Origin of the sequence: Providencia sp. PROV141, from assembly GCF_028481645.1 — a bacterium.
Lineage (GTDB): Bacteria > Pseudomonadota > Gammaproteobacteria > Enterobacterales > Enterobacteriaceae > Providencia > Providencia rettgeri.
Genome location: NZ_JAMPPR010000034.1, coordinates 35,867 through 56,866, shown reverse-complemented (window position 1 = coordinate 56,866; position 21,000 = coordinate 35,867). Strand labels below are relative to the sequence as shown.

The following is a 21,000-nucleotide window of genomic DNA, read 5'->3' as shown; positions in this document are numbered from 1 at the left end:
ATCGAATTGTGAGCCAATTTAATCGAAATAAAACAATCTTATAGTGCATGGCTAAAAAGTATTATTTATCTCCATTGTTCATAATAAAAACCCTAAAAATATAATCAGGGAGCACAACATGTCGGGACATATTTCTAGACGCAATTTTATCAAATTAGGCACTATTGCGGGCATTGCAGTGATGGTCGGCAAACTCCCTTTTGCGATAGCAATGGAGCTCGATTCTGACTCTCCATCAACTGATTGGATTGGTCAAAATGGTAAAGCACGTTTTCGCTGGGATGGCGTTGAAAAGGTCACTGGCCGTAAAAATTTTGCTCGTGATTACCGCGCTAAAGACATCCCTGGCTGGCCTAAAAAACAAAGCTATGCCTTTATGTTAAAAGCAACAGAGGCAGATAAAACCTTTGAAGGCATTGATATTTCAATGTTAGGTCCAAATTTACAGCCTGATAAAGTTGTTTTACAAGAAGACCTTATCCGTGATGGCTTGAATATTCCTCAAGACACCAGCATGGGGAAAGGTTTCTATGGCACCAATATTTTAGTGCCTCTAGGGGATACCCCGCCGATTATTGGCCACCCGGTTGCTATCTTGATTTATCATGATTTCGATAAATACAGTGCGGCGCAGCGGATGTTACGCTTTGCGACAAATACCGTAAAATACGGAACGGTGACAGGGCCAAAACCGCCCGCTAACTACGGTGCCGCGCGATATGTGCGTATTGGTGGCGACACCCCGCTTTCGCCTTCTATATTTTCCCCTTATCAAGATTCAGGTATTAAAGGCGGGTTCGATGGCAATACGCCTATTTGGCCACCTTATGACCCCAAACACGCCATTTCTATTCCACCAGTGATCCGTAAAGATCGTGGTGGTGGTTTTATTCAAGCCCTTCATCAGGCAGAAAAAAGCCCTGATAAACAAGAAAAAGCGATGAATTACGCACGGCAAATTGAGCAAGAAATCGCAGCTGCTCGCCAGAATCCCGATAAGTTTGTGATTGAGCGCCATGGTTTTTCACAATCCATTGACCCTTGTGCGATGGAGCCAGATAACTGTAATACTTGGTATGACGCACAAACCAAAACGCTGCATATCTTAACAGCAACGCAATCTCCTGCTGGTGTGGTCAATGCCGCGGCTGAGCTATCTAAACATAACAAACATTTTTCCGTCGAGAACATTGTGCTATTAACTGGTTCGACCGTCGGTTATGGCTCAAAAGACTATTCGGTTTTTCCTTTCTATTCCATGGTCGCCAGTTTCTATGCTGATGGCTTGCCTGTTCGCATAGCAAATGACCGCTATGAACAATTCCAAATGGGGATGAAACGTCACTCCATTGAGATGGATGTCACCATTATTGGTGATAAAAAAACGGGTAAATTTGATGTATTAAAAGGCACTTATAACTGTAATGGTGGAGGTCGTGAGAACCTCTCCGTGGCCGTATCGCACGTTGCGGTACGTGGTGCCCAATCTATTTATTATTTCCCTAAATCTGACCTTACCGCTCTTGCCATGGCCACTCCGGCTGTCGAAGCGGGCTCAATGCGTGGCTTTGGTTCCTTGCAATCAATGGCAGTCACTGAATTGATGGTCGATGAAATCGCTCACAACCTCAATATAGACCCGATTGAACTGCGCCGCCGTAATGCCATTTTAGAAGGCTACCCAAATACACAAGGTGGTGTAATAGCCGGTGACCCACGCAATGTCGAAATGCTAAATCTTGCGGAAAAACACCCGATTTGGGTCGATCGTGAGAAAAACAAAGTCGATTATGAAGCGAAAAACCCCGGTAAGCTATATGGTGTTGGCTTTGCGCAAGTACAGCAAGTTTATGGGTCTAGTGGTGTCCCAACGATTCTTTCTCTTGAGTTTGATATCAATGGCAAGCTAACCATGCGCCATTGTATGCAAGAAATTGGTACTGGTGGTACAACCGCACAGCAAGTGATGGTGTGGCAAGCGCTCAGCAAAGCCCCTGATGTGGTTGAGTTTGGGGTAACTGAATTTGCAGAACTGCCACTCAAAACCAGTTGGGCAGATCAGAAAAAACAAGACGAGCTGTCCAAAACTGATCCCTATTGGACACCTGCGCTGATCCCTGACATGAGTTCATCGAGTGGTGTTTATTATATTGGGTTTGGTACACGCCAAGCTGGCCATTTCTTATTGGAAAATACCCTATGGCCTGCGGCCAAAAGCATTTGGAGCGAAGGCCCTGGTGGCGGTGCTTTCAACGGCTTAAATGTTGAATTCGCAGACATTCGTGTCGGGCCAGATGGTATTGGTGGCGGCGGAATGAAGCCCATTCCTTTTGACATTTTAGCCAAAAGAGCCCATGAGATGGGGCTCATCACCGGGGTTGCTGTTCACGGCTATTCAAGCTGGCAGTGGGCTCGCGCAGAGTTCGATATCCCGACAGTGGGTTTGAAGAATCTCCCTCTCGATGCAATATCCGTTCGTTATGGCGAGGGTGCGCCACAAGAACTGAAAAAACAAATGACCACTGGCGGTTACCATTTTATTAAACGTAAAATTGCCTATTATCCACCAACACAACGCGCAAAAGCAGATCCAACAACGGTCACACCCGCTTCTTGCCTCGTTGAACTCAACGTCAACACCATGACGGGGGAGGTCGATGTCATGCGCCATCATATGATTATGGACCCCGGTACGATGATTGTCCCTGAATTGGTTTCAGGCCAAATTCAAGGGGGTACCGCCATGGGTATTGGCCACGCATTGATGGAAGAATTGCCACTGTATGAAGATGGGCCAGGTAACGGAACATGGAACTTTAATCGCTATGTTCTGCCACGTGCAAAAGATGTTGCGGTTTGGCAGCAAACCATTGATTACTTACCTCCACTATCAGAAACTTCACCACCAAAAGGCATGGCTGAACTGGGGATGATCCCAATCTTACCTGCGACGAGTAACGCATTAACCCATGCGACAGGCAAGCGTTTCTATGAATTCCCTATTACGGTAGATAAAATTAAAAAGGCACTCTCATGAAAATCAACAATGCCGTTCCGATTATTGAGCGCAAGCCACTAACACTGACTATTAACGGCCAAAAAATTGGTCCTATTGATGTCCCTGTTGGGATGCCAATGATTGAGTTTCTACATGAATACCTTGACCTCACCGGCACTCACTTTGGTTGCGGCCAAGGCATTTGCCATGCTTGTACCATTATGGAAATTCAGCCTGATGGTACAACGGTTGAAAGCCGCACTTGTATCTTTGGCGCTCATTATTTCAACAATAAAAATATTGTTACCATCGAAGGGCAAGCCAAACTGGATGAACAAGGCAAAGTCGTTGAATTAACGCCAATTCAACAAGCTTTCATTGAAAACTTTTCATTCCAGTGCGGCTATTGTGCCCCCGGTTTCGTCACGGGTGCGACAGTATTTCTTGATAAACTGAAGAAAAATCCAGTGAAGCGAGACCAACTCGAACATGCGATTGAAGAAGCTCTCAATGAGCATATTTGCCGTTGTACAGGTTATGTACGCTATTATGAAGCTGTGAGGAAAGTCGCTCTCGACACTCCTGGCTGCGTGATCGACTAGGGAGAAATATCATGGCTAAATCCAGCTCTCTACGTAAAAGCATTTATATTATTATCTTATTATTTATCGTATTAATGCTTGCGATCCTATTTGGTGCTTTTCGTACTTCCAGTATCGGCCCTAATTTAGATAAACCGCTGACTTCAGAAGAAGTCGCCAAATTACTACCAAGGGGACAAGAACTAGCAACCGCTGGGGATTGCTTTGGTTGCCACTCATTACCTGAAGGGCCATTGGCTGCGGGTGGGCGTGCTATCGGAACCCCTTTCGGCACCATTTACTCCACAAATATAACGCCTGATAAGCAATTTGGTATCGGTAACTATACCCGTGCTGATTTCCATCGTGCTTTGAAAGACGGTATTGGCAAAGAAAGAGGTAATCTCTACCCTGCCATGCCGTTTGTATTTACCCATATGACGACATCGGATGATATTGATGCCCTGTATGCTTATGTGATGTCACTTCCGCCAATTAATGTGCCAAACAAAGAAAATACTGGTGTATTTGTCCTACCCGTTCGCCCATTTATGAACTTCTGGACTTTGCTCAATTTCCCTAAACAAAATGCGCCCCATGACCCACAACGTTCTGCCGAGTGGAACCGAGGTGCATATATTGTCGAAGGTCTAGCGCACTGCGGTGCTTGTCACTCACCACGTAACTTAATGATGGGCGTCGAGTTTTCACGGTCACTTCAAGGGGGTGAAGAAGCCGGCTTAGCGATCCCTGATATCACGGCCGAAGCGCTTTCCAAACATGGGTACGATACCGCCTCTTTGAGCCAATTTTTACTTACAGGTAATGCCCCGCAAGGCTCTGCATTTGCAGATATGAGCACAGTAACTCATTTTTCGACTAGTCAGATGAAAAAAAGCGATGTTGATGACATGGCGATTTATTTAATGACGGATAAACAAGGAAAAATACTCGGCGCTAAAGCTCCGCCTGCTCCATTGCCAGAGGCAAACGCACCAGAAGTGGGTGATGTCAGTCAAATCATGGAAACTGGCCGCTTAATGTATATGTCTACCTGTGCAGGCTGCCACGGTATCACCGGAGAAGGCGTGCCAAATGGCATTCCAGCGTTAAAGGGTAACGCCATCTTAGCGATGGACAGCCCTGAAACCTTTATCAGTGTAGTGTTAACCGGTATTCCAACCACCACTTTCCCGAATGGGCAACGTATGTATGCGATGCCAAGTTTTGCCGATGATTTAACGCCACAAGAAATGGCAGATTTAATATCGTGGGCGCGCGCCGAATGGGGGGGACAAGGTAAACCTGTCACCGCCGAACAAGTTGAGAAACTGAAAAAAGCGGCGCAGTAATCATTCGTCGCTTCCCTTCAAATAACTTATTTATTGAAGGGAAGCGACATGATTATTTTCATTAATACATTCAAGTGAAATATATCAACGCACCTCGCATTAAATAAGAATTTCAAATTCAAAATACCCGCTTATTTCTATTAAAAGAAAACCAATTTATAAACTGGTTTTCCTCTCACATCACCTGACTCAAACACTCACGCAAATCATGAGTATTTTTCAATATTAACCTTCATTAATAAGTACTTACTAAATACCTAACAAAAATTTCCCTTAGCACATACAGTCACAATTTAAATTAATAACCTATGTTATAGTTAACATACAAATAATAACATCAAATTATCATTTATTGTGATTGGCAATGTGAAAGGAAAATATATGCAACTAAATATCAATGGAAGATGGATTGAATTAAGCAATATTTCTCCATCAACACCACTTCTTTACGTATTACGTAATGATTTAAAGCTCAATGGCCCCAAATATGGCTGCGGTTTAGGCGAGTGTGGCGCTTGTAGTGTACTTATTGATGGTAAAGTCGTTCGCTCGTGCTCAACACCGGTATCAACAGTAGAAAATAGAAAAATTACCACGCTAGAAGGCATTAGTGATACCGAGACACTCCATCCTGTGCAACAAGGATTTATTGATGAGCAAGCAGCACAATGTGGTTATTGTACGAATGGCATGATAATGACATTGGTTGCTCTGTTTAAACGTAACCCTAATGCAAGTGAAGAAGAGATAAAAAAAGAACTCGCTTTTAATTTATGCCGTTGTGGAACTCATGTAGAAATATTAAAAGCCGCTAAAAAAGCTAAAATGATCATCGCACAAGGTGGTAAAGCATGAGTATTTTAGATATCACTCGACGCCGTTTACTGCAAGCTGGTGGGCTCATCGTTGTCAGTAACATGTTGCCTTCTATTTCATTTGCAGCAGAAAAAATACCAAACAAAAATGCGGCTATTCCTCTGAATTATGTCGATAGTTTTATTGCTCTTGCCGCTGATGGTTCGGTAACTGCATTTAATGGTCACGTGGATTTAGGTACAGGAATTCGTACCTCACTTGCACAAATTGTCGCTGATGAAATTGGTGTCTCTTTTGAATCAGTGACGATGATACTCGGAGACCCGCAAAGCACACCAGATCAAGGGCCGACTATCGCCAGTGCGACCATTCAGGTCACGTCTATCCCCTTACGCCATGCTGCTGCTCAAGTTCGCATGCAACTAACATCTCTTGCTGCAAAAGCGTTAAATGTGCCAATAGAAGCCGTTCGAGCAGAGCATGGATATGTTTTTGTCACCACCCAACCTGAACGCCGTTTGAGTTATGCGCAATTGGTAAAAGGACAAGATCTCCATTTTAAATTAGATGAAAACGTAACCTTAAAACCTGTTTCTGAGGCTATTTATGTCGGAAAGCCGATTCAACGCGTAGATATTCGTGCAAAAGTAACAGGTGAGTTGACTTGGGTACATGATATGCGAGTACCTGATATGTTACATGGAAGAGTTATTCGACCCCCTTATGCAGGTGCAGACAGTAGCGCACCACTTGGAAATAGTTTGCTTTCGATTGATGAAAGTTCAATTGCTCACCTAAAAGGCATTGTAAAAATTGTACGCATCAATGACTTTGTTGGTGTCGTTGCAGAACGTGAAGAACAAGCGATAGACGCTATGCGTCAGTTAAAAATTCAGTGGAAAGAATGGCAAGGATTACCCGATTTAACCCTCGATAAGCTTCATGACACTCTTGATGGATTACCCAGCCAAGATAGGGTATTGCGAGATGATGAAGGTGTTGACAGCGCCTTAGCCAATTTACATAAAACCGTAAATGCAGACTATGTTTGGCCATACCATTTACACGCATCAATTGGACCATCTTGCGCTATCGCAGATGTCCGCGACGATAAAGTCGATGTCTGGTCAGGCACACAAAACCCTCATGACCTGCGAAAAGATTTAGCACTACAACTCGATAGAGACCTATATCAAATACATATTCATCGCATGGAAGCATCAGGGTGCTATGGGCGTAACTGTGCTGATGATGTAGCTGCCGATGCCGTTTTACTGTCTCAAGCGACGGGACGCCCCGTGCGAGTGCAATTAATGCGAGAACAAGAAGCGGGCTGGGAGCCAAAAGGCACAGGACAATTGATTAAAATTCGAGGGGGAATTGATCAAAATAATGATGTCAGCGCTTACGAACTCAGCACGCGTTATCCATCAAATAATGCCGCTACCTTATCGTTGATTTTAACTGGGAAAAAAGAAAATAAACCGGATGTTCAACAGATGGGAGACCGCACGGCTATCCCTCAGTATCAATACCCACATATGCGTGTTATTGCTAAAGATACCGCGCCTGTTGTTAGGGCATCTTGGATGCGTGGAGTTTCAGCGCTCCCAAATGTATTTGCCCATGAATCTTGGATTGATGAAGTTGCTTATTTAGCACAGCAAGACCCTATAGCATACCGCTTGAAATATTTAGATGATCCTCGAGCTATCGCTTTAATTAGTGCCGTAAAAAAACAGGCGAATTGGGTTGATGGGCCGATGCATCAAAAACCATCCCCTATAACCGAAGAAATTGTGAGTGGTCGAGGGTTTGCCTGGGCGCGTTATTTCCACAGTAAATTTCCGGGGTTTGGTGCCGCATGGGCAGCTTGGGTTTGTGACTTAACCGTCAATCGTCGAACAGGGCAAGTGCTTATCAAAAAAGTCTATGTCGCCCATGACTGTGGCCAAATGGTTAACCCTGATGGTGTTAAACACCAAGTCCATGGAAACATTATTCAATCCTGTAGCCGAGTATTAAAAGAGTTTGCCACCTTTGATAAATCAGGCACAACCTCCCTTGAATGGGGCGGATACCCTATTCTACGTTTCGATGAGTTACCTGAAATTGACATTCAATTAATGGAATATCCCAATGAACCCCCTATGGGAGCGGGTGAATCGGCATCGGTGCCAAGCGCTGCCGCGGTAGCAAATGCGCTATTTGATGCATTAGGTGTACGTATGCGGGAAGTTCCATTTACCCCTGAACGTATTCTACGAGCAGTAGATATGGCAGCCAAGAACCAAGGAGTGGCTCATGAGTAAGGCAAAAAAACTATTTGGCTACAGTGCGCTTGCTATCGTTATTGTTGCGGTAGGAGGGCTTGCACTGAGTTGGCAATCTGCCATTGAGCCATTACATACTAGTTCGACACAAAGTTTCACTGACGCTCAAATTGCCCGTGGTGAAAAATTAGCGGCACTAGGTGATTGTGCCGTTTGCCATACACGGCCTGGCGGTGAGACAAATACCGGGGGTTTTGCGATGGAAATCCCCTTCGGCACGATTTACACCACAAATATAACACCTGATATAGAAACAGGGATTGGTAGCTGGTCATATGAGGCATTTGAACGGGCTATGCGTTATGGTGTTGATCGTGAAGGGAATTATTTGTACCCTGCTTTCCCTTACACGGCTTTTACTCATACTTCCAATGATGATTTATATGACCTCTATGCATGGTTAATGAGCCAAAAACCCGTTCGTTATCAACCCCCAAAGACATCTTTAAACTTTCCCTTTAATATTCGCCAAGGAATTTGGGCATGGAATCAGCTGTATTTATCCGCCGGGCCAATAGAACCAGACAGTTCACAAACTGATGAATGGAACCGAGGTGCATACCTTACCGAAGGGCTCGGCCATTGCAGCGCTTGCCACTCCCCACGTGATATTTTATTTGGTGAAAAAGGCGGAGATAGCCACTTGATGGGTGGAGATGCTGAAGGATGGAGTGCACCAGCGCTGCGAGGTGACCAAGCCTCACCTGTTGCTTGGAGCCATCAGGATATGGCAGAGTTTTTGCGTACAGGATTCTCAGCTAACCATGGTGTCGCAGCAGGCCCGATGGCACCAGTTATCAGAGAAGGAACCTCTCAACTAACCGAAGAAGATAGACAAGCTATTGCAACCTATTTGACTTCTGACGTTGATCATCCGCAGGTCACATCGCAAGCCGTAACAATCGTACAGCAAACGGAAGATAAAATTGAACCACTCTCTTCTGAAGGGGCAAGGTTGTATTCAGGGGCTTGTATGGCATGCCACGCTCAAACGAAAGGTGCACAAATATCAGGTGTTCGGCCTGCATTAGCCTTAAATACAAATCTTTATGCAGATACCCCTGATAATGCCATTCGCGTTGTATTAAATGGAATCGAGTATGAGGCAACAGAAGGGCTCGGTAGCATGCCTGCTTTTCGTCATAATTTAAGTGATCAGCAAATAGCAATACTCTTAAATTACCTAAGAACAACGTTTACCGACAAGTCACCATGGCCTGATTTGGAACAACAAGTCAGCCAGCTACGTGCGGAAACAGCCGCTAAATAACCCGCTCATCTTTAGCGCAAATAACGGTCATATCTATGTACCGTTATTTGTGTTACTTATTTCTAGATGAAAAAAACACACTCTCTACTCAACAATATTTCAGACAATTAATGACCAAACACGCATTGCCCCTGTGATAATCACGTCATACTATAGAGAATTGCATGGCTAACACGTTTGCCTACTCTCATTTGTTGCGATTTGTGGTATTTTAGTCTCTGAAAATAATCATCAAACACACTCACAGAATTTAGTTAACTCAATACGTTAGAACAGACAATACTATGACTGATAAGCAAAGCTTCGAATCTCACACACCAATGATGCATGGGTGTGTTATCATTGAAATATAACGATATTTATTAATTTTTTAGAAAAACCTATAATTCAACCTATACTTAATTAATCCGTTGATTTATAGGTAGTTATTATTTTTTTGATGTTTTTAGCATTATAACGTACAAAATTTATACCCACACCACAAGAACACGCTTATATGAATAAATACGATGTGTTTAACAGCGAAGGAAAATTTGCTGATGGCTCTGATGAAGAAGTGCTAGTTAACAAGCTAGGGCTTTCAAACGTTGATGATATCAATGATGCTGAGCTTGTCCTGTTAGAAAAACTGTATCAAACCATTTTTGAAGAACAATTTCCAACAGAACAAATCACCGTATCACTTATTCAGCGCTGGCACCACCAATGGCTAGGGAATGTTTACGAGTGGGCAGGCCAATTACGTACAGTGAATATTAGCAAGGGTGGTTTTATGTTTGCCCCTGCGGGTCGTGTTGCAAAGTTACTTGCTCAATTTGAAAAAGAGTTTCTAGCAAAGTACACGCCTTGCACCAATATGAGCCGAGAACAAGCCATAGAAGCTATAGCAACAGTGCATGTGGAATTAATTCTGATACATCCATTTAGGGAAGGAAATGGGCGCTTATCGCGCTTACTCGCTGATGTGATGGCGGTACAAGCTGGCTTCCAGCCGTTAGACTATGAAAGTTGGACTCAACGCCCTGAACAGTATATTGCAGCAATCCACGCAGGGTTAAACCTTAACTATGAACCCATGAAATATTGGGTTAACGAAGCCTTAAAAGAAAGCTAAATCGCCAGTTTCAAGTGTCCAAACTTCTCACGCTTAGCCTTCATCTCTTCTTCAAGACGACGAGACTCCTGCCCTGTTTCAATCGCCGTGGAGGTTGCTACCGATCGAATCAGTTGAGTGCGAGTTGGTCTTATTACTTGAATTAATTCATTCTTTTTCATGGTAGTCTCAGATCAAACAGGTGATAGTGTATTTTATCATCATTGTTTTATATGGCAACATAGATCACACACCGTACAAACAATGTATTACCTATATTCATACATCTGAGCATTTGGATGAAAGACGGTTGATGGAACAGTGGTGGGCTAATTATCTTGCCAGTAATTGCAATAAATATATTGCTCCATATAATTAAAGCTATGATAAATTCATGATCATAGCTTTAATTATTAATCTTTATGGTCTTATTCTAATGTGTATTCTATCCATTTCTTTTTGACTTGCGCAGTGCTCAAATCTAGAGAAACTTAGATTTATATTCTTTGATTGATCTATTAATGCTGTATTATAAAAGGATCTCAGTATGAATTCTAAGAACAGTGAAGGAGTTATTGGAGAGCAAACTGGTATTCTACAGTTCTTATATTGTCCAAGTGTCAAATGACTTTTGGGATGGGTCAGTTCTTTGTATATGTCATCCCTGCAATCATAATCAAACCTTACAGGGACTGGTAGTATTCTAGGGTCTAAGATATCAGTATAAATATTATCTTCCATATAGAGTTCAGGTTCGTTTTGAAAAGATTCAAAATCTGGAGAAGGAAAATATGCTAATTTATGTCGAATAAGTTCATCGGCATGATTAAATTCATAAAGGATTTGGATTAATCCACCATCAATAAATCTGAAATTAAAGAAACCAGATTGATATACAGCATGGTAAAGTTCATTATACTTCATGCTTTTTAAGGCGATTGATAAGTCATCAACCCCCTCGATTCCTATTATTTTAGTGGTTCCCTTATTACTAAGGTAAGGAAACTTTTCTTTATCAGTAATGGCAGAATTAATCACTTTTGTAGTTATTTCTCTAACTTCCCTATAAATATCTCTAGAATTAAGCATTATAAGGCTCCCAATTAAAGTCCCAACGCTTTTCTAAGTTTATCTAAAACGTCTGGGGATATATCTTCTTTATGTATTTCTCCAGATAATAATTCGGCTGCCATTTCGTCCAATTGAGATTGTCGTTTATTAATCCTATTTTTCTCTTGTGCTGTCATGTCACGGTTAACAATACGCAATAACTTTCTTTCTGCTTCAGTTGGATAGTTAAAATCTAATTTATAATCATTATGTTGAACTTGTTGATATTCATAATTAATAATATCCATCATTTCACCATGACCGAAGACGCGTAACCATGCTTTAGTCCTTGTCATTGCCGTGAACATGATGTTTCTCTTTGTACCTAAACCAGAACCAGAAGCACAATACTGAGCATTGATAAAATATACCATCGCAGCCTCATTACCCTTAGCCCGATAAATAGATGTAAACATTACACTATCTTCTTCAAAAAAGTCATCAGGTGAACCAGTCACACCGGCGACAGTAGATTGAATGTTTCTCTCATATAGCATACGCCTAGCATTGGCAACTGCTGTTTTAGTAGTTAAGGGATTGCTATGTATAACCATTATATCATCTGGTTTTAGTTCATCCTCCTTAATGTTTTTTTCGATAGCATCAACTAGTGCAATTATTTGTTCTTCATCATTATTAAATTTGGTAAAAGATATGATGTCATCAATTGGAGAATGGTTTTCAAGAAATTCAGGGCTTGCCTCTCTTTTTCTTTTGAGAGTTACGTGTTTTCCGCCTGTAAGTTCACCAGAAATAACTTCATAGCCAATGTCTTCCCACAGAGGAGCATAGTCAAACATTTGGACTAATTCTCTTTCCCATTTATGACCACCTTTAGTATCAAGACCATCATAAATAGTTCTATATATTCCAAATCCTAACGCATGTGCTGCACTGAGTACTGGTCCTGGATTTCGGTAACATTTATCGAGAATAATATCTCTAAGAGGCTGGCCTTTTTTATTATTTAAGGTCACTAAAGGTGTACCATCTGGGGCTAATCCCCAAATTATATCTGGAGTAGGCATGGAACTTTCAGTAAGTGTTTGCAGCTCGTCATAGGCATATACCAAACGCTTATTATCATCTAATAAGTGATAGCATAGTCTTAAAAAATCGACTGAAAAATCCTGTGCTTCATCAATAAGAATGAGATCATATGCAGGGTTAATATCCTTACATTCGGCTAAGAATTTCTTACAAACATACCCGAAAGCATTAGTAGAAGAATAATTCTTTGCAGTGCCAAAATCAAAATATTCAATATTATTATCTACACATGCATTGTAATAAACACCTTCCATCCTAGAGCTACCCCAAGCATGGATAATCTTTATTCTATCCCAATCAGGAGACTCAGATGTTTGCTCAAAAACGAAACTAGTAATAAGCTTAATGAATTGATTTTTTAATGATCGAGTATTGAAGGTTACGGCAATTTTCCAATTCCTATTCTTCGCATGAAGATAGGCTATTTTACGTGCTAATACAATAGTCTTGCCTGAGCCAGCAAGCCCCCGAATTCTTTGTACTCCATTAACCGTCTCTAAAACTGCTTTACTCTGCTGGCTATCTAGGTTTGTAATAGACTGATCCAGCTTTATTAAAACTGCACCTTTGGAATCAGGCTTAGTGACGTAATCTCTTTTCTTTGCAACTCTTATTTTGGACACTGCTTGTATTACAGATATAGTCTTGTTATATAGCTCGGGATGTTTCCAATCTGTATTTCCTAATAATTCCAGTAAACCTTCTTCGGTCGTAACTATCGGAAAATCACTATCAATAATTTGTTTTTCTCTGTTAACCGCTGGGGCAAAAGTGACAATAGTCATATCTACAAGTAGAGTTCTTCGAGCATTCAACTCTTTATATTGTTTTAATTTTGCTTCAAGCATATTAAAACATTCATCCTGAATAGCATCATAATTGTCTGGTAAATTACTTCCTTCAATTAGATTGAAAGCAACAATCCCATTTTTCTCAGATACTAACAATGCATCAATTTCATAGGCACCATCAACTGTTCCTATAATTGGATAGCCTATATATAAGGAGCCTTCTAATTCATCTTTTTCTGAAAGCCATTCTCTAAGTGTTTGTGATGTAACTGGCTTGTCAGAAGAACCATTTATTATATTTAACATATTTCCTCTCATCAAAAAAAGGATGAAGTTTTTTTACATCATACACTCTCTTATGCCTACCCTCCACTCTGAGCATTCGCAAAACTCCATATACAGTGTAAGTATCCCTGCAAAACGAACCATCAACTTTTAGGGGGTCACTGGCACTCCAACTTCCGTTTCTGGCACAGAACAACCCTCCAGATCAAACATAGTTCTGTGCCAATGTACAAGCTAATACCGATACATCGTTTCCATCGCTGCTATTTACTAACAGCAATGCTTCAGCACAATCTCCAAATACTCGTGCTTCCAATCACCATCAGACAGCTTATGCAAGCTCACAAATCCATCATGTTCTAATGCACAAACACCGCTGTGTGAACTCACATAATCATAGACTGCACGGCTTTCTAGTCCTTGAATCATATGGGCAAGCAACTTTCGCTTCATCTTTTTACTATCTTTAGTCCATTTTTTCCACTCACCGCTATGTAACTTCCTCCACGTTGTGTTAAATGGATGTCCTACCGCATTTGTAACACATAACCCATATCCGTTTTTCTTTCCTGTAGTTAGATACTCGTCAAGAAGCAGGTTTAAACTGTTACAAAGTTCTTTTGTTTCTAATTCCCAATGTTTCAGCATTTCTGATACATAATCGTCGGAATAAAGCTTTTTTAGCTTTTTCACCATATTCCCCTTAGGCGAAAAATTAACTATTCCAGCATTAAATATAGTGCCGTAGCGGATAGTTTTAACGAGCGCATCATCTACCCCTAGCGTATCTTTGATAAAGTCGGTTTCTAATACAGATAGTGAATCGGTGCTAATACCGTATTTCTTGAACTGTTGCTCTAGAATAGCCAATTGACACCCTTTAATATCATAATTGTACCCGTTGGCTAAACATGCCCATTTCATCTTGCTGGGTAAATATTGAAAGCCTGTACCTATTTCAAAAGAACGGCTACCCACTTTGGCGGTTTTATACGCTTGTCGATACTCAACGATTAGCGGCGTTTCACTCATCACCTTGACGCCCACATCCATCAAATGAGAGATAAAATTAAAATAAAAGCTCTTATTCTTCGCAGTAGGATGGTCATTACAATATTCTTGTAGTTTATCAAGGTTGATCGGTAATGCTTCGAGTTGTTGATACACACCGATAACGCGCTGTCTAAAATTGGCATTTTCGATGGCTCGTTTCGATGTTTTATGCTTAGGAGGCTTTACATTATAAGAGCTTTTTAACATCAATTCATACAGTGTTTCGGGTTTCTTACGTTTATCAAAAATATTCGTCAAATAGGTATAGCGATCTGTACGTTTAAGATAATCCTTTCGTTTACCGGGAAATAAAGCTTTAAGGACACTTTTAGATAAAGCAAATTCTCGGCACTTATGGGTTCCATAGCTATGTTGGATAATTTTAATGATTTTAGCTTGTTCTAAACACTCTAAACCGCGTTCTAAGCCTAAATCGCGACTTTGCTTAAAAATCATAGGGAATTTCTCTTTCCCCAGTTCAGCGGAAAATGGCACAGAGTACGTCCACTTTTTATCTCCTTTAAACCTCGCTTTTTTCTTCGTATTTTTGCTAACCGTCGCACTACAGATAATATGCTGTAAGAATAAGGCAATTTCACTGTAATATTGAGGTTTATGACGTTGATCGACGGTATTATCAAAAGGAACGCTCAAAACAATCGCTTTATAGGCTTCAACTGTAGCTTCTGTGACAAGAATGTTATCTTTGGTGATATATGCTGCTGTCATTTCAATTTACCATGTTGTTAATAGTAAATTGAATTACGCAAATGCATTTTTAATGGGGTTACCGCTACCCCCATTTTTTAGTAGATGATTAGAAAAACCGAGAAAGCGTCAAATACCCGTGCCAGCTACTCAAAGCGATCAGTTAAGACCAACAACTCGCGGTCTAGGCGAAAATAGCTAATCCCAATATCCCCATACTATAGCCATATATAGATAGCGTTATTATTCATACACATTATGCTTATGATGCTTGCTAAACTTGCTGTTATGCTGGTAACCAGCATTGATATATATTCATAATATTGTTATATGTTGAGCCGCCACACTATACTGCCGCCGCGACCCAACACCATCACCCTAAATGCGGGTTATTAATACCCGTGTTTGAGAGCCCACTTTTCACGTAAACTCTTCTGCCAAAGAGCTGGAACTCCGAGAATGCCGAGCTTCTCAACCAATAAATGAAAGTCGCACCAAATTTCATCTTTATCGAAAAGATCAAATTGATTGCTTTTCAATCTATTGTCTAGACGTTTAAAGATTTTTTTAACCTCATTTGGGTAGGTTTCCTTCACATAATCGCGTAACTCAGGTAATGTCTTGTTCGACAGTAGCGACTCCCAATCTAAATCCCCTTCTTTGGTGCGCAATGGCTTTTTATAGAACCCAATACGTTCCAACAAATTGTGAAGATTGCGAATATCTCGTAATAATAGCGCTTGACTTCTCGGTTTATAACGAACTTCTAAGCGCAGGAAACGACGGTAATTCTGTATTACGCGCCAATTAGCGGTTATCAGTTGTATGTCGCCATCACTAAGAGAGTCTAAATCATCACAAACATCCAGCTTCTCATAGCACGCGGCATGATACTCTGATTTATTGCTACCAAGCCGTTGCCCTTGAAACTCGTCTTCACTTGAGTAACGTTCGCCACAACATGCCCCCTTAAAACCAATATGATAGTCTGAGAGACGCATATCATATATGTCTAAAGCATAATCAATGCGAGTCACCCATGCGCTTTTCAATATTTTATATAGATACTTACCTAGGCGCTTCTTCTTTCCTAAATAAAGAACTAATTTATTAATATCATCAAAAGAAAAATGTTGAGGACTGAATTCAAATCTAACAGCACCTCTTCCTTGATATTTATCTGTTTTCTTGAAATCGATTTCAGTCGGCATATAATAAATCATAAATGCTTGCTTCGGATTATATTTGTTTTTTATTTTAATTTGATAGCGATACAATTTCTTAATATATTTACTTTTCGTTTTTCGTCTTTTCATTGAATAAATAGGATTACCTTTCATCTTATTTAGCCTATCGAACAATTCATCGGTATCATCAATTTCAAGATCTCCTACAATGCTAATTTTATCTATTCTATGCATCATTTCGTAATGACCTAATTCATGAGGAATAGCGATTGATTTATTCAAATTATCAAGCTTCTCTTTAGAGATAGACATAGCTACCCCCATTACTCACTTGTTCACTATTACTCTGTATATCATCATATAAAGGGGCTAACGCAGGCTTACAGAGCAGCATAGTTATTGCCCCCTTTTCTCACGCACTCGTCGATCCACTCTTGCACTTCGAGCGCTTTCCAACGAACCGAGCGCCCAGATGCAGTCAATGAATATTGCGCAGGAAAATCCCCCGCCTTAATCCAACGGTATAAGGTCGCGCGTGAGACTTGTGTGATTTCTAAAACTTGCTTAATCGTTAAAAAGTGTTCGTGTTGCATGAGACATAACTCCTGTCAGTTTATGGAGTTACTCTCTTTACAACCATAAAAATGATCGATTGTGATAGTCACAAAAGGCCAAAAGGCGGATTAAGTGACGGTCACAGTGATTTTCTGGACTAAACCTGCTAAAATTCTTTAAAATATTAGTGACGGTCACACATAAAAATCACCGTGATGTATGACCGTCACAATTATTGGGTGTTTTTACTAAACTCATGAGAACTACATGACTGTCACAAAATGGAGCATCTAATGTCTGGAAAAATAAGTCAGAGAAAGAAGATAGAACAAGAAAATAAAAAGGAAGATAATTGCAAAAGGGCAAAAACAAGCAGAGAGAATAGACTGAAAAAATTAGGCGCACCATTCACCATTAACATGCATGATAAAAATAAAATAAGATTGAGAGAAATCTGTGTTCATTTTGGTCATGATGACATGATGGAAAGAGAAAAAGCCACAGGACGAATTTTCAGCCAAACAATTATGAATGTTATCGATTATTATTATATTACCGCAGTTATTGAGTCTAAAAATGACAATGCAAAATTATTAATAAATACGTTTAAAACCATTTGGAAAGAATGTGTTTTAAACAAAAACATTTTCATTCTTAAAAACGAATTTGAAACACTTCCTGATAATAAAGAAAAGAAAATAATCGAAGGAGAACTAAAATCAATTGCCAAATCCATGACTAAAACAAAGTGTTTCATTCCTCCCTATATATTCAATAATAATTTTGATGAAAGAAATATTACAACATGGACACCGTTAGATATTTTATATTTGCTAGATACTCAATCGGTCATTAATAAACTTAAAAAGTTAAATACATTGAAAAAATAACCTATTTATAAAGGTGATATTTCAACAAAATAAACAGATTCACTATACAACCGCCGTACTTTGTTACCTCTTAATCCATAGCTGGTGCGGCTCACTTTCTCTTGCTGGTGGCTATCAAAGAAATAGAGATATTCACTGTCCATATGCTCCACCAGCGACCAATGCCACTGATCACCCAGAAGAATAAGCCGACGTGACGTTGTATGAGCGTCTAAGAACACCTGACAGGCAGACAGTATTTTTTGTGTGGTAAGTCCATCTTTGTAACGAAATGGCGTGGTGACGCGTAGAGGGGCTTGTGATGGGTATTTTGAGGTTAGGCGCTTAATCAAGTAATCCATCTCAGGAACATCAATACCTTGGGTTAAACACTTGTACAGTGACCAGTATTCACTGTATTCACGCAAAAGATAATTAAATAACGGGCGGGGTTTTATGCGGTCTCCATAGAACCATGTACCCATATTGACCAGACTGTAAATCCCACAGAGGCAATCTAAATCCCCTTGCTTGGACGGTATCAACATCAACTCAAACCTTCTATTGATTGTACTGTACTTAATGAGATCACCAGCGCTGGTATTATTTTTACTTAATTAGTGGGTTTCCCACTGAATACTGACTTCGTAACATTTCATTTTGTGGTATTGAATAAAATTGCGTTGCCACAGTTCAAACAGTGCTCCACCCTCTTCTTCATCAATATCCCCCATCATAAAATGATAGATATAACCCTGCGACCAACAAATATCGAGTTCCTTTTCAAGCTCAGGATAATAGCTCCCCATGAATGAAAAATCGGTCACATAATCAAACTGCCATTGCTCATGCTGCCGTAACAAGCGTATTTCGACAGGATGGAAACCGCCTGTTTCAGCACTATACAATGGGTCTCGAAAATTCATTGTGACCGCCCGAACAAGGGTTAAATCAATCGCTGAGTTAATCACTGAATTATCCAGTTCATTTAATAATAATTGGCTAAAAGCTTGTGCGATAGGCAAGCGTAGCCCTGACTGATAAATAGTCATATAAAGTTGCCTTTAAATAAAAAAGTGGAAATAAACTGTTAAGCACAACCCAATCATATTTGAGTATAGTGCCATGCTAATATTTTACCATAACCACTAGCAAAGTAAAGTTATTTGTTATTTATAATCAGATAGTTACATGCATTTAGCCATCATTGCTATTTTGATATATCTACCGTGATTTTTATTTATAGCTAGGGAATATTGACGTGGAAAGTGAATGAAAGAATAGAAAAGTCAAAGGGTAAAATGCCAACCTAATAATAGGCTGGCATAGTAATTAACCGTTGAGTAACGTAACAACAAAACTTTTTTTATCATCCGTGAGCTGCACGGAATAAATTACCGTGACAGAGCCTGCTTTTCCCGTTGCTTCGGCAGCACAGAGATAAACGCCTCGTTCTGCATTTTGACGTTGCGTTCGCACATTCTCAAGCTGCTCATACATCGCCCAACCGACATGTTGATTGACCACTTGTAACGCTAATGCTTTTGCACCATCACTATTACAATTAATGGTACTCTCATTACATCCCGTTAAACCAACTATCGCCATTAATATGCTTAATTTCATCCACTGGTTAAGTTTCATTTTCACATTGTCACCTTACAGCAGAAAATTCACGGTTATTCCTGCTAATATATCGAGTGCAATCACAACCAACGCTGCGTAATACCAAGCACGACGATTCGGTATTTTCACGATAAAGTAAAAACAGCAAATATCCCAAATGAGAATCAATGCTTCCACTTTATTCAATGTCACCTTTTTAGTAATAAAAAATTCAACGATATTTAAGAATAAAATCGGTAAAAACCAAAATAGCCAAAAGGTTTTAGCTAATCCAAAGCCACCGTTGAGCAAACGCTGTTTAAATAAAGCTGGGTCATTTAATCCTTTCGCTTCATTTTCTTCTCGAATTTTTTGCAATTTATTTTTGATAGACATGAGTGTTCCTTCAATTAAATGAATTAAGGTTTTTTTCCATGGTGTTGACGCTAGAATGGGTGCAATGCCTTACCGATAGGCAAGGGTAAATATTTAGGCTATTTCAATTACCGTCCATGATTATTAGAGGGTGGCTTATTGATGTAACGACTCGGCCATATTGTTTCAGGAGCCGTGCCAATCACATCCGCAATAATCTGTTCAGCTCTTGGGTACGCTCGCTCTAGCGCATTATTTAACGTCCGAGAAGAAAGCCCATGCTCACGAGATAATTGCGCTAGTGTGACCCCTTTTTTATGCAAAGCCGCCACAATATCCGCACGGTGCCAATCCGCAGCGCTTCCTTTTCGGGGCTTTTTTTGAGATGCTACAGGGTTAGACATAGTAATAACTCCACTGTTTAATTCCTCGTCTATTAAAAACCAATTAAAGGGAATTATCAATAGATATCTTTATGATTTTAACATCTTTCTAGTGCGGTTATTTTATCCTTTTGATATATATGAGATTTATAAAAATCATGACTGATAAAAAACAACTAATTGAAATGGATAATGCGCCCAAGCTCTGGTTTACCAGTGGGGAGCTTGCGGCTATAGGAAAAGAAAAAGCTGACGATCCAACACGTTACCCTGAATATAAAGAGATGGATATCCCTACCACTGCGAAAGGCGTTAGAGTCCGTCTAGAATCAATCACAGCCCTTCATCCCCACTTTCGCAAGAAGAACCCTAATAAGCGCGGCGACCTCTATCATATTGATGCATTTAAGGTGATCCTAAACACGGATGAAAAAGAGCTCATCAAGCAAAACACACTATCTTCTGAAAGTGCAGATCTTAACCTTTTACTTGAAATCTACAAATCACTGTCAGTTGAGAAAAGAAAAGCGTTATTAAAAAATGCACTCACAATGAAACAGGAAGAATTAGATTAGTATCTTTTAAT

Annotated in this window: 20 protein-coding genes and 1 pseudogene; 10 read left to right on the top strand and 11 right to left on the bottom strand. The window is 40.3% G+C overall.

The features are described 5' to 3' along the window. Nucleotides 1-118: 118 nt before the first annotated feature. The 7 genes from PSF09_RS19230 to PSF09_RS19200 all read left to right on the top strand — a co-directional run bounded on the left by PSF09_RS19230 (nucleotide 119) and on the right by PSF09_RS19200 (nucleotide 10,464). On the top strand, nucleotides 119-3,037 hold the full coding sequence (locus PSF09_RS19230; RefSeq protein ID WP_272684355.1) for a xanthine dehydrogenase family protein molybdopterin-binding subunit: 2,919 nt from the start codon (nucleotides 119-121) through the stop codon (nucleotides 3,035-3,037). Further along, on the top strand, nucleotides 3,034-3,600 hold the full coding sequence (locus tag PSF09_RS19225) for a (2Fe-2S)-binding protein (RefSeq protein WP_004260707.1): 567 nt from the start codon (nucleotides 3,034-3,036) through the stop codon (nucleotides 3,598-3,600). The genes PSF09_RS19230 and PSF09_RS19225 overlap by 4 nt, the downstream gene beginning before the upstream one ends. Nucleotides 3,601-3,611: 11 nt before the next feature. After that, on the top strand, nucleotides 3,612-4,931 hold the full coding sequence (locus tag PSF09_RS19220; protein ID WP_272684354.1) for a cytochrome c: 1,320 nt from the start codon (nucleotides 3,612-3,614) through the stop codon (nucleotides 4,929-4,931). A 381-nt stretch (nucleotides 4,932-5,312) separates the two neighbouring features. Then, nucleotides 5,313-5,786, top strand: coding sequence for a (2Fe-2S)-binding protein (locus PSF09_RS19215; protein WP_272684353.1), 474 nt, complete (start codon nucleotides 5,313-5,315; stop codon nucleotides 5,784-5,786). Further along, complete coding sequence (locus PSF09_RS19210) at nucleotides 5,783-8,059, top strand: xanthine dehydrogenase family protein molybdopterin-binding subunit (RefSeq protein ID WP_272684352.1); 2,277 nt, start codon at nucleotides 5,783-5,785, stop codon at nucleotides 8,057-8,059. The genes PSF09_RS19215 and PSF09_RS19210 overlap by 4 nt, the downstream gene beginning before the upstream one ends. Next, entirely contained in the window at nucleotides 8,052-9,350 is a 1,299-nt protein-coding gene (locus PSF09_RS19205) for a c-type cytochrome (protein ID WP_272684351.1), read from the top strand. The genes PSF09_RS19210 and PSF09_RS19205 overlap by 8 nt, the downstream gene beginning before the upstream one ends. A 496-nt stretch (nucleotides 9,351-9,846) precedes the next feature. Further along, entirely contained in the window at nucleotides 9,847-10,464 is a 618-nt protein-coding gene (locus PSF09_RS19200; protein WP_272684350.1) for a Fic/DOC family protein, read from the top strand. On the opposite strand, the gene PSF09_RS19195 is transcribed toward PSF09_RS19200, so the two are convergent. Next, nucleotides 10,461-10,625, bottom strand: a complete 165-nt coding sequence (locus PSF09_RS19195) for a hypothetical protein (RefSeq protein WP_272684349.1) — start codon at nucleotides 10,623-10,625, stop codon at nucleotides 10,461-10,463. The two genes, PSF09_RS19200 and PSF09_RS19195, sit on opposite strands and share 4 nt — an antisense overlap. Nucleotides 10,626-10,717: 92 nt before the next feature. Here PSF09_RS19195 and PSF09_RS19190 point away from each other — a divergent pair. Then, nucleotides 10,718-10,822, top strand: a pseudogene (locus tag PSF09_RS19190) (integrase); the annotation flags it as partial. A gap of 41 nt (nucleotides 10,823-10,863) precedes the next feature. Here PSF09_RS19190 and PSF09_RS19185 read toward each other — a convergent pair. The 5 genes from PSF09_RS19185 to PSF09_RS19165 form a co-directional block, all read right to left on the bottom strand. Continuing rightward, a complete protein-coding gene (locus PSF09_RS19185; RefSeq protein ID WP_272684348.1) occupies nucleotides 10,864-11,532 on the bottom strand; it encodes a DUF2290 domain-containing protein in 669 nt (222 codons plus the stop codon). 14 nt (nucleotides 11,533-11,546) lie between these two features. Next, a complete protein-coding gene (locus tag PSF09_RS19180; protein WP_272684347.1) occupies nucleotides 11,547-13,700 on the bottom strand; it encodes a DEAD/DEAH box helicase in 2,154 nt (717 codons plus the stop codon). A 249-nt stretch (nucleotides 13,701-13,949) separates the two neighbouring features. After that, entirely contained in the window at nucleotides 13,950-15,461 is a 1,512-nt protein-coding gene (locus PSF09_RS19175) for a hypothetical protein (protein ID WP_272684346.1), read from the bottom strand. A gap of 371 nt (nucleotides 15,462-15,832) precedes the next feature. Then, nucleotides 15,833-16,939, bottom strand: a complete 1,107-nt coding sequence (locus tag PSF09_RS19170) for a hypothetical protein (protein ID WP_272684345.1) — start codon at nucleotides 16,937-16,939, stop codon at nucleotides 15,833-15,835. 68 nt (nucleotides 16,940-17,007) lie between these two features. Then, entirely contained in the window at nucleotides 17,008-17,220 is a 213-nt protein-coding gene (locus PSF09_RS19165; protein ID WP_272684344.1) for a helix-turn-helix transcriptional regulator, read from the bottom strand. 255 nt (nucleotides 17,221-17,475) lie between these two features. Here PSF09_RS19165 and PSF09_RS19160 point away from each other — a divergent pair, with 255 nt between their 5' ends. After that, nucleotides 17,476-18,072, top strand: coding sequence for a hypothetical protein (locus PSF09_RS19160; protein WP_272684343.1), 597 nt, complete (start codon nucleotides 17,476-17,478; stop codon nucleotides 18,070-18,072). 5 nt (nucleotides 18,073-18,077) lie between these two features. On the opposite strand, the gene PSF09_RS19155 is transcribed toward PSF09_RS19160, so the two are convergent. The 5 genes from PSF09_RS19155 to PSF09_RS19135 form a co-directional block, all read right to left on the bottom strand. Then, entirely contained in the window at nucleotides 18,078-18,599 is a 522-nt protein-coding gene (locus PSF09_RS19155) for a hypothetical protein (protein ID WP_272684342.1), read from the bottom strand. Between the two features lie 69 nt (nucleotides 18,600-18,668). After that, nucleotides 18,669-19,103, bottom strand: a complete 435-nt coding sequence (locus tag PSF09_RS19150; protein WP_061064080.1) for a DUF2787 family protein — start codon at nucleotides 19,101-19,103, stop codon at nucleotides 18,669-18,671. 280 nt (nucleotides 19,104-19,383) lie between these two features. After that, the gene (locus tag PSF09_RS19145; RefSeq protein WP_146063747.1) at nucleotides 19,384-19,701 is read right to left on the bottom strand and encodes a hypothetical protein; all 318 of its coding nucleotides are present in this window, start codon (nucleotides 19,699-19,701) and stop codon (nucleotides 19,384-19,386) included. A 9-nt stretch (nucleotides 19,702-19,710) separates the two neighbouring features. Beyond that, nucleotides 19,711-20,052, bottom strand: a complete 342-nt coding sequence (locus tag PSF09_RS19140; protein WP_061064082.1) for a hypothetical protein — start codon at nucleotides 20,050-20,052, stop codon at nucleotides 19,711-19,713. Between the two features lie 107 nt (nucleotides 20,053-20,159). After that, nucleotides 20,160-20,435 carry a helix-turn-helix domain-containing protein gene (locus tag PSF09_RS19135; protein ID WP_001967176.1) on the bottom strand — a complete coding sequence of 92 codons (276 nt, stop codon included), beginning with the start codon at nucleotides 20,433-20,435 and terminating at the stop codon, nucleotides 20,160-20,162. A gap of 119 nt (nucleotides 20,436-20,554) precedes the next feature. On the opposite strand from PSF09_RS19135, the gene PSF09_RS19130 reads away from it, so the two are divergent. Beyond that, entirely contained in the window at nucleotides 20,555-20,989 is a 435-nt protein-coding gene (locus PSF09_RS19130; protein ID WP_272684341.1) for a hypothetical protein, read from the top strand. Nucleotides 20,990-21,000: the final 11 nt, after the last annotated feature.

Excerpts from the sequence above, each read along its gene's own strand:
- PSF09_RS19185 (WP_272684348.1), bottom strand. The coding sequence starts at position 11,532 with ATGCTTAATTCTAGAGATATTTATAGGGAAGTTAGAGAAATAACTACA.
- PSF09_RS19210 (WP_272684352.1), top strand. The coding sequence starts at position 5,783 with ATGAGTATTTTAGATATCACTCGACGCCGTTTACTGCAAGCTGGTGGG.
- PSF09_RS19160 (WP_272684343.1), top strand. The coding sequence starts at position 17,476 with ATGTCTGGAAAAATAAGTCAGAGAAAGAAGATAGAACAAGAAAATAAA.
- PSF09_RS19140 (WP_061064082.1), bottom strand. The coding sequence starts at position 20,052 with ATGTCTATCAAAAATAAATTGCAAAAAATTCGAGAAGAAAATGAAGCG.
- PSF09_RS19150 (WP_061064080.1), bottom strand. The coding sequence starts at position 19,103 with ATGACTATTTATCAGTCAGGGCTACGCTTGCCTATCGCACAAGCTTTT.
- PSF09_RS19135 (WP_001967176.1), bottom strand. The coding sequence starts at position 20,435 with ATGTCTAACCCTGTAGCATCTCAAAAAAAGCCCCGAAAAGGAAGCGCT.
- PSF09_RS19215 (WP_272684353.1), top strand. The coding sequence starts at position 5,313 with ATGCAACTAAATATCAATGGAAGATGGATTGAATTAAGCAATATTTCT.
- PSF09_RS19165 (WP_272684344.1), bottom strand. The coding sequence starts at position 17,220 with ATGCAACACGAACACTTTTTAACGATTAAGCAAGTTTTAGAAATCACA.
- PSF09_RS19230 (WP_272684355.1), top strand. The coding sequence starts at position 119 with ATGTCGGGACATATTTCTAGACGCAATTTTATCAAATTAGGCACTATT.
- PSF09_RS19205 (WP_272684351.1), top strand. The coding sequence starts at position 8,052 with ATGAGTAAGGCAAAAAAACTATTTGGCTACAGTGCGCTTGCTATCGTT.
- PSF09_RS19155 (WP_272684342.1), bottom strand. The coding sequence starts at position 18,599 with ATGTTGATACCGTCCAAGCAAGGGGATTTAGATTGCCTCTGTGGGATT.
- PSF09_RS19195 (WP_272684349.1), bottom strand. The coding sequence starts at position 10,625 with ATGAAAAAGAATGAATTAATTCAAGTAATAAGACCAACTCGCACTCAA.
- PSF09_RS19180 (WP_272684347.1), bottom strand. The coding sequence starts at position 13,700 with ATGTTAAATATAATAAATGGTTCTTCTGACAAGCCAGTTACATCACAA.
- PSF09_RS19200 (WP_272684350.1), top strand. The coding sequence starts at position 9,847 with ATGAATAAATACGATGTGTTTAACAGCGAAGGAAAATTTGCTGATGGC.
- PSF09_RS19225 (WP_004260707.1), top strand. The coding sequence starts at position 3,034 with ATGAAAATCAACAATGCCGTTCCGATTATTGAGCGCAAGCCACTAACA.
- PSF09_RS19130 (WP_272684341.1), top strand. The coding sequence starts at position 20,555 with ATGAGATTTATAAAAATCATGACTGATAAAAAACAACTAATTGAAATG.
- PSF09_RS19170 (WP_272684345.1), bottom strand. The coding sequence starts at position 16,939 with ATGTCTATCTCTAAAGAGAAGCTTGATAATTTGAATAAATCAATCGCT.
- PSF09_RS19220 (WP_272684354.1), top strand. The coding sequence starts at position 3,612 with ATGGCTAAATCCAGCTCTCTACGTAAAAGCATTTATATTATTATCTTA.
- PSF09_RS19175 (WP_272684346.1), bottom strand. The coding sequence starts at position 15,461 with ATGACAGCAGCATATATCACCAAAGATAACATTCTTGTCACAGAAGCT.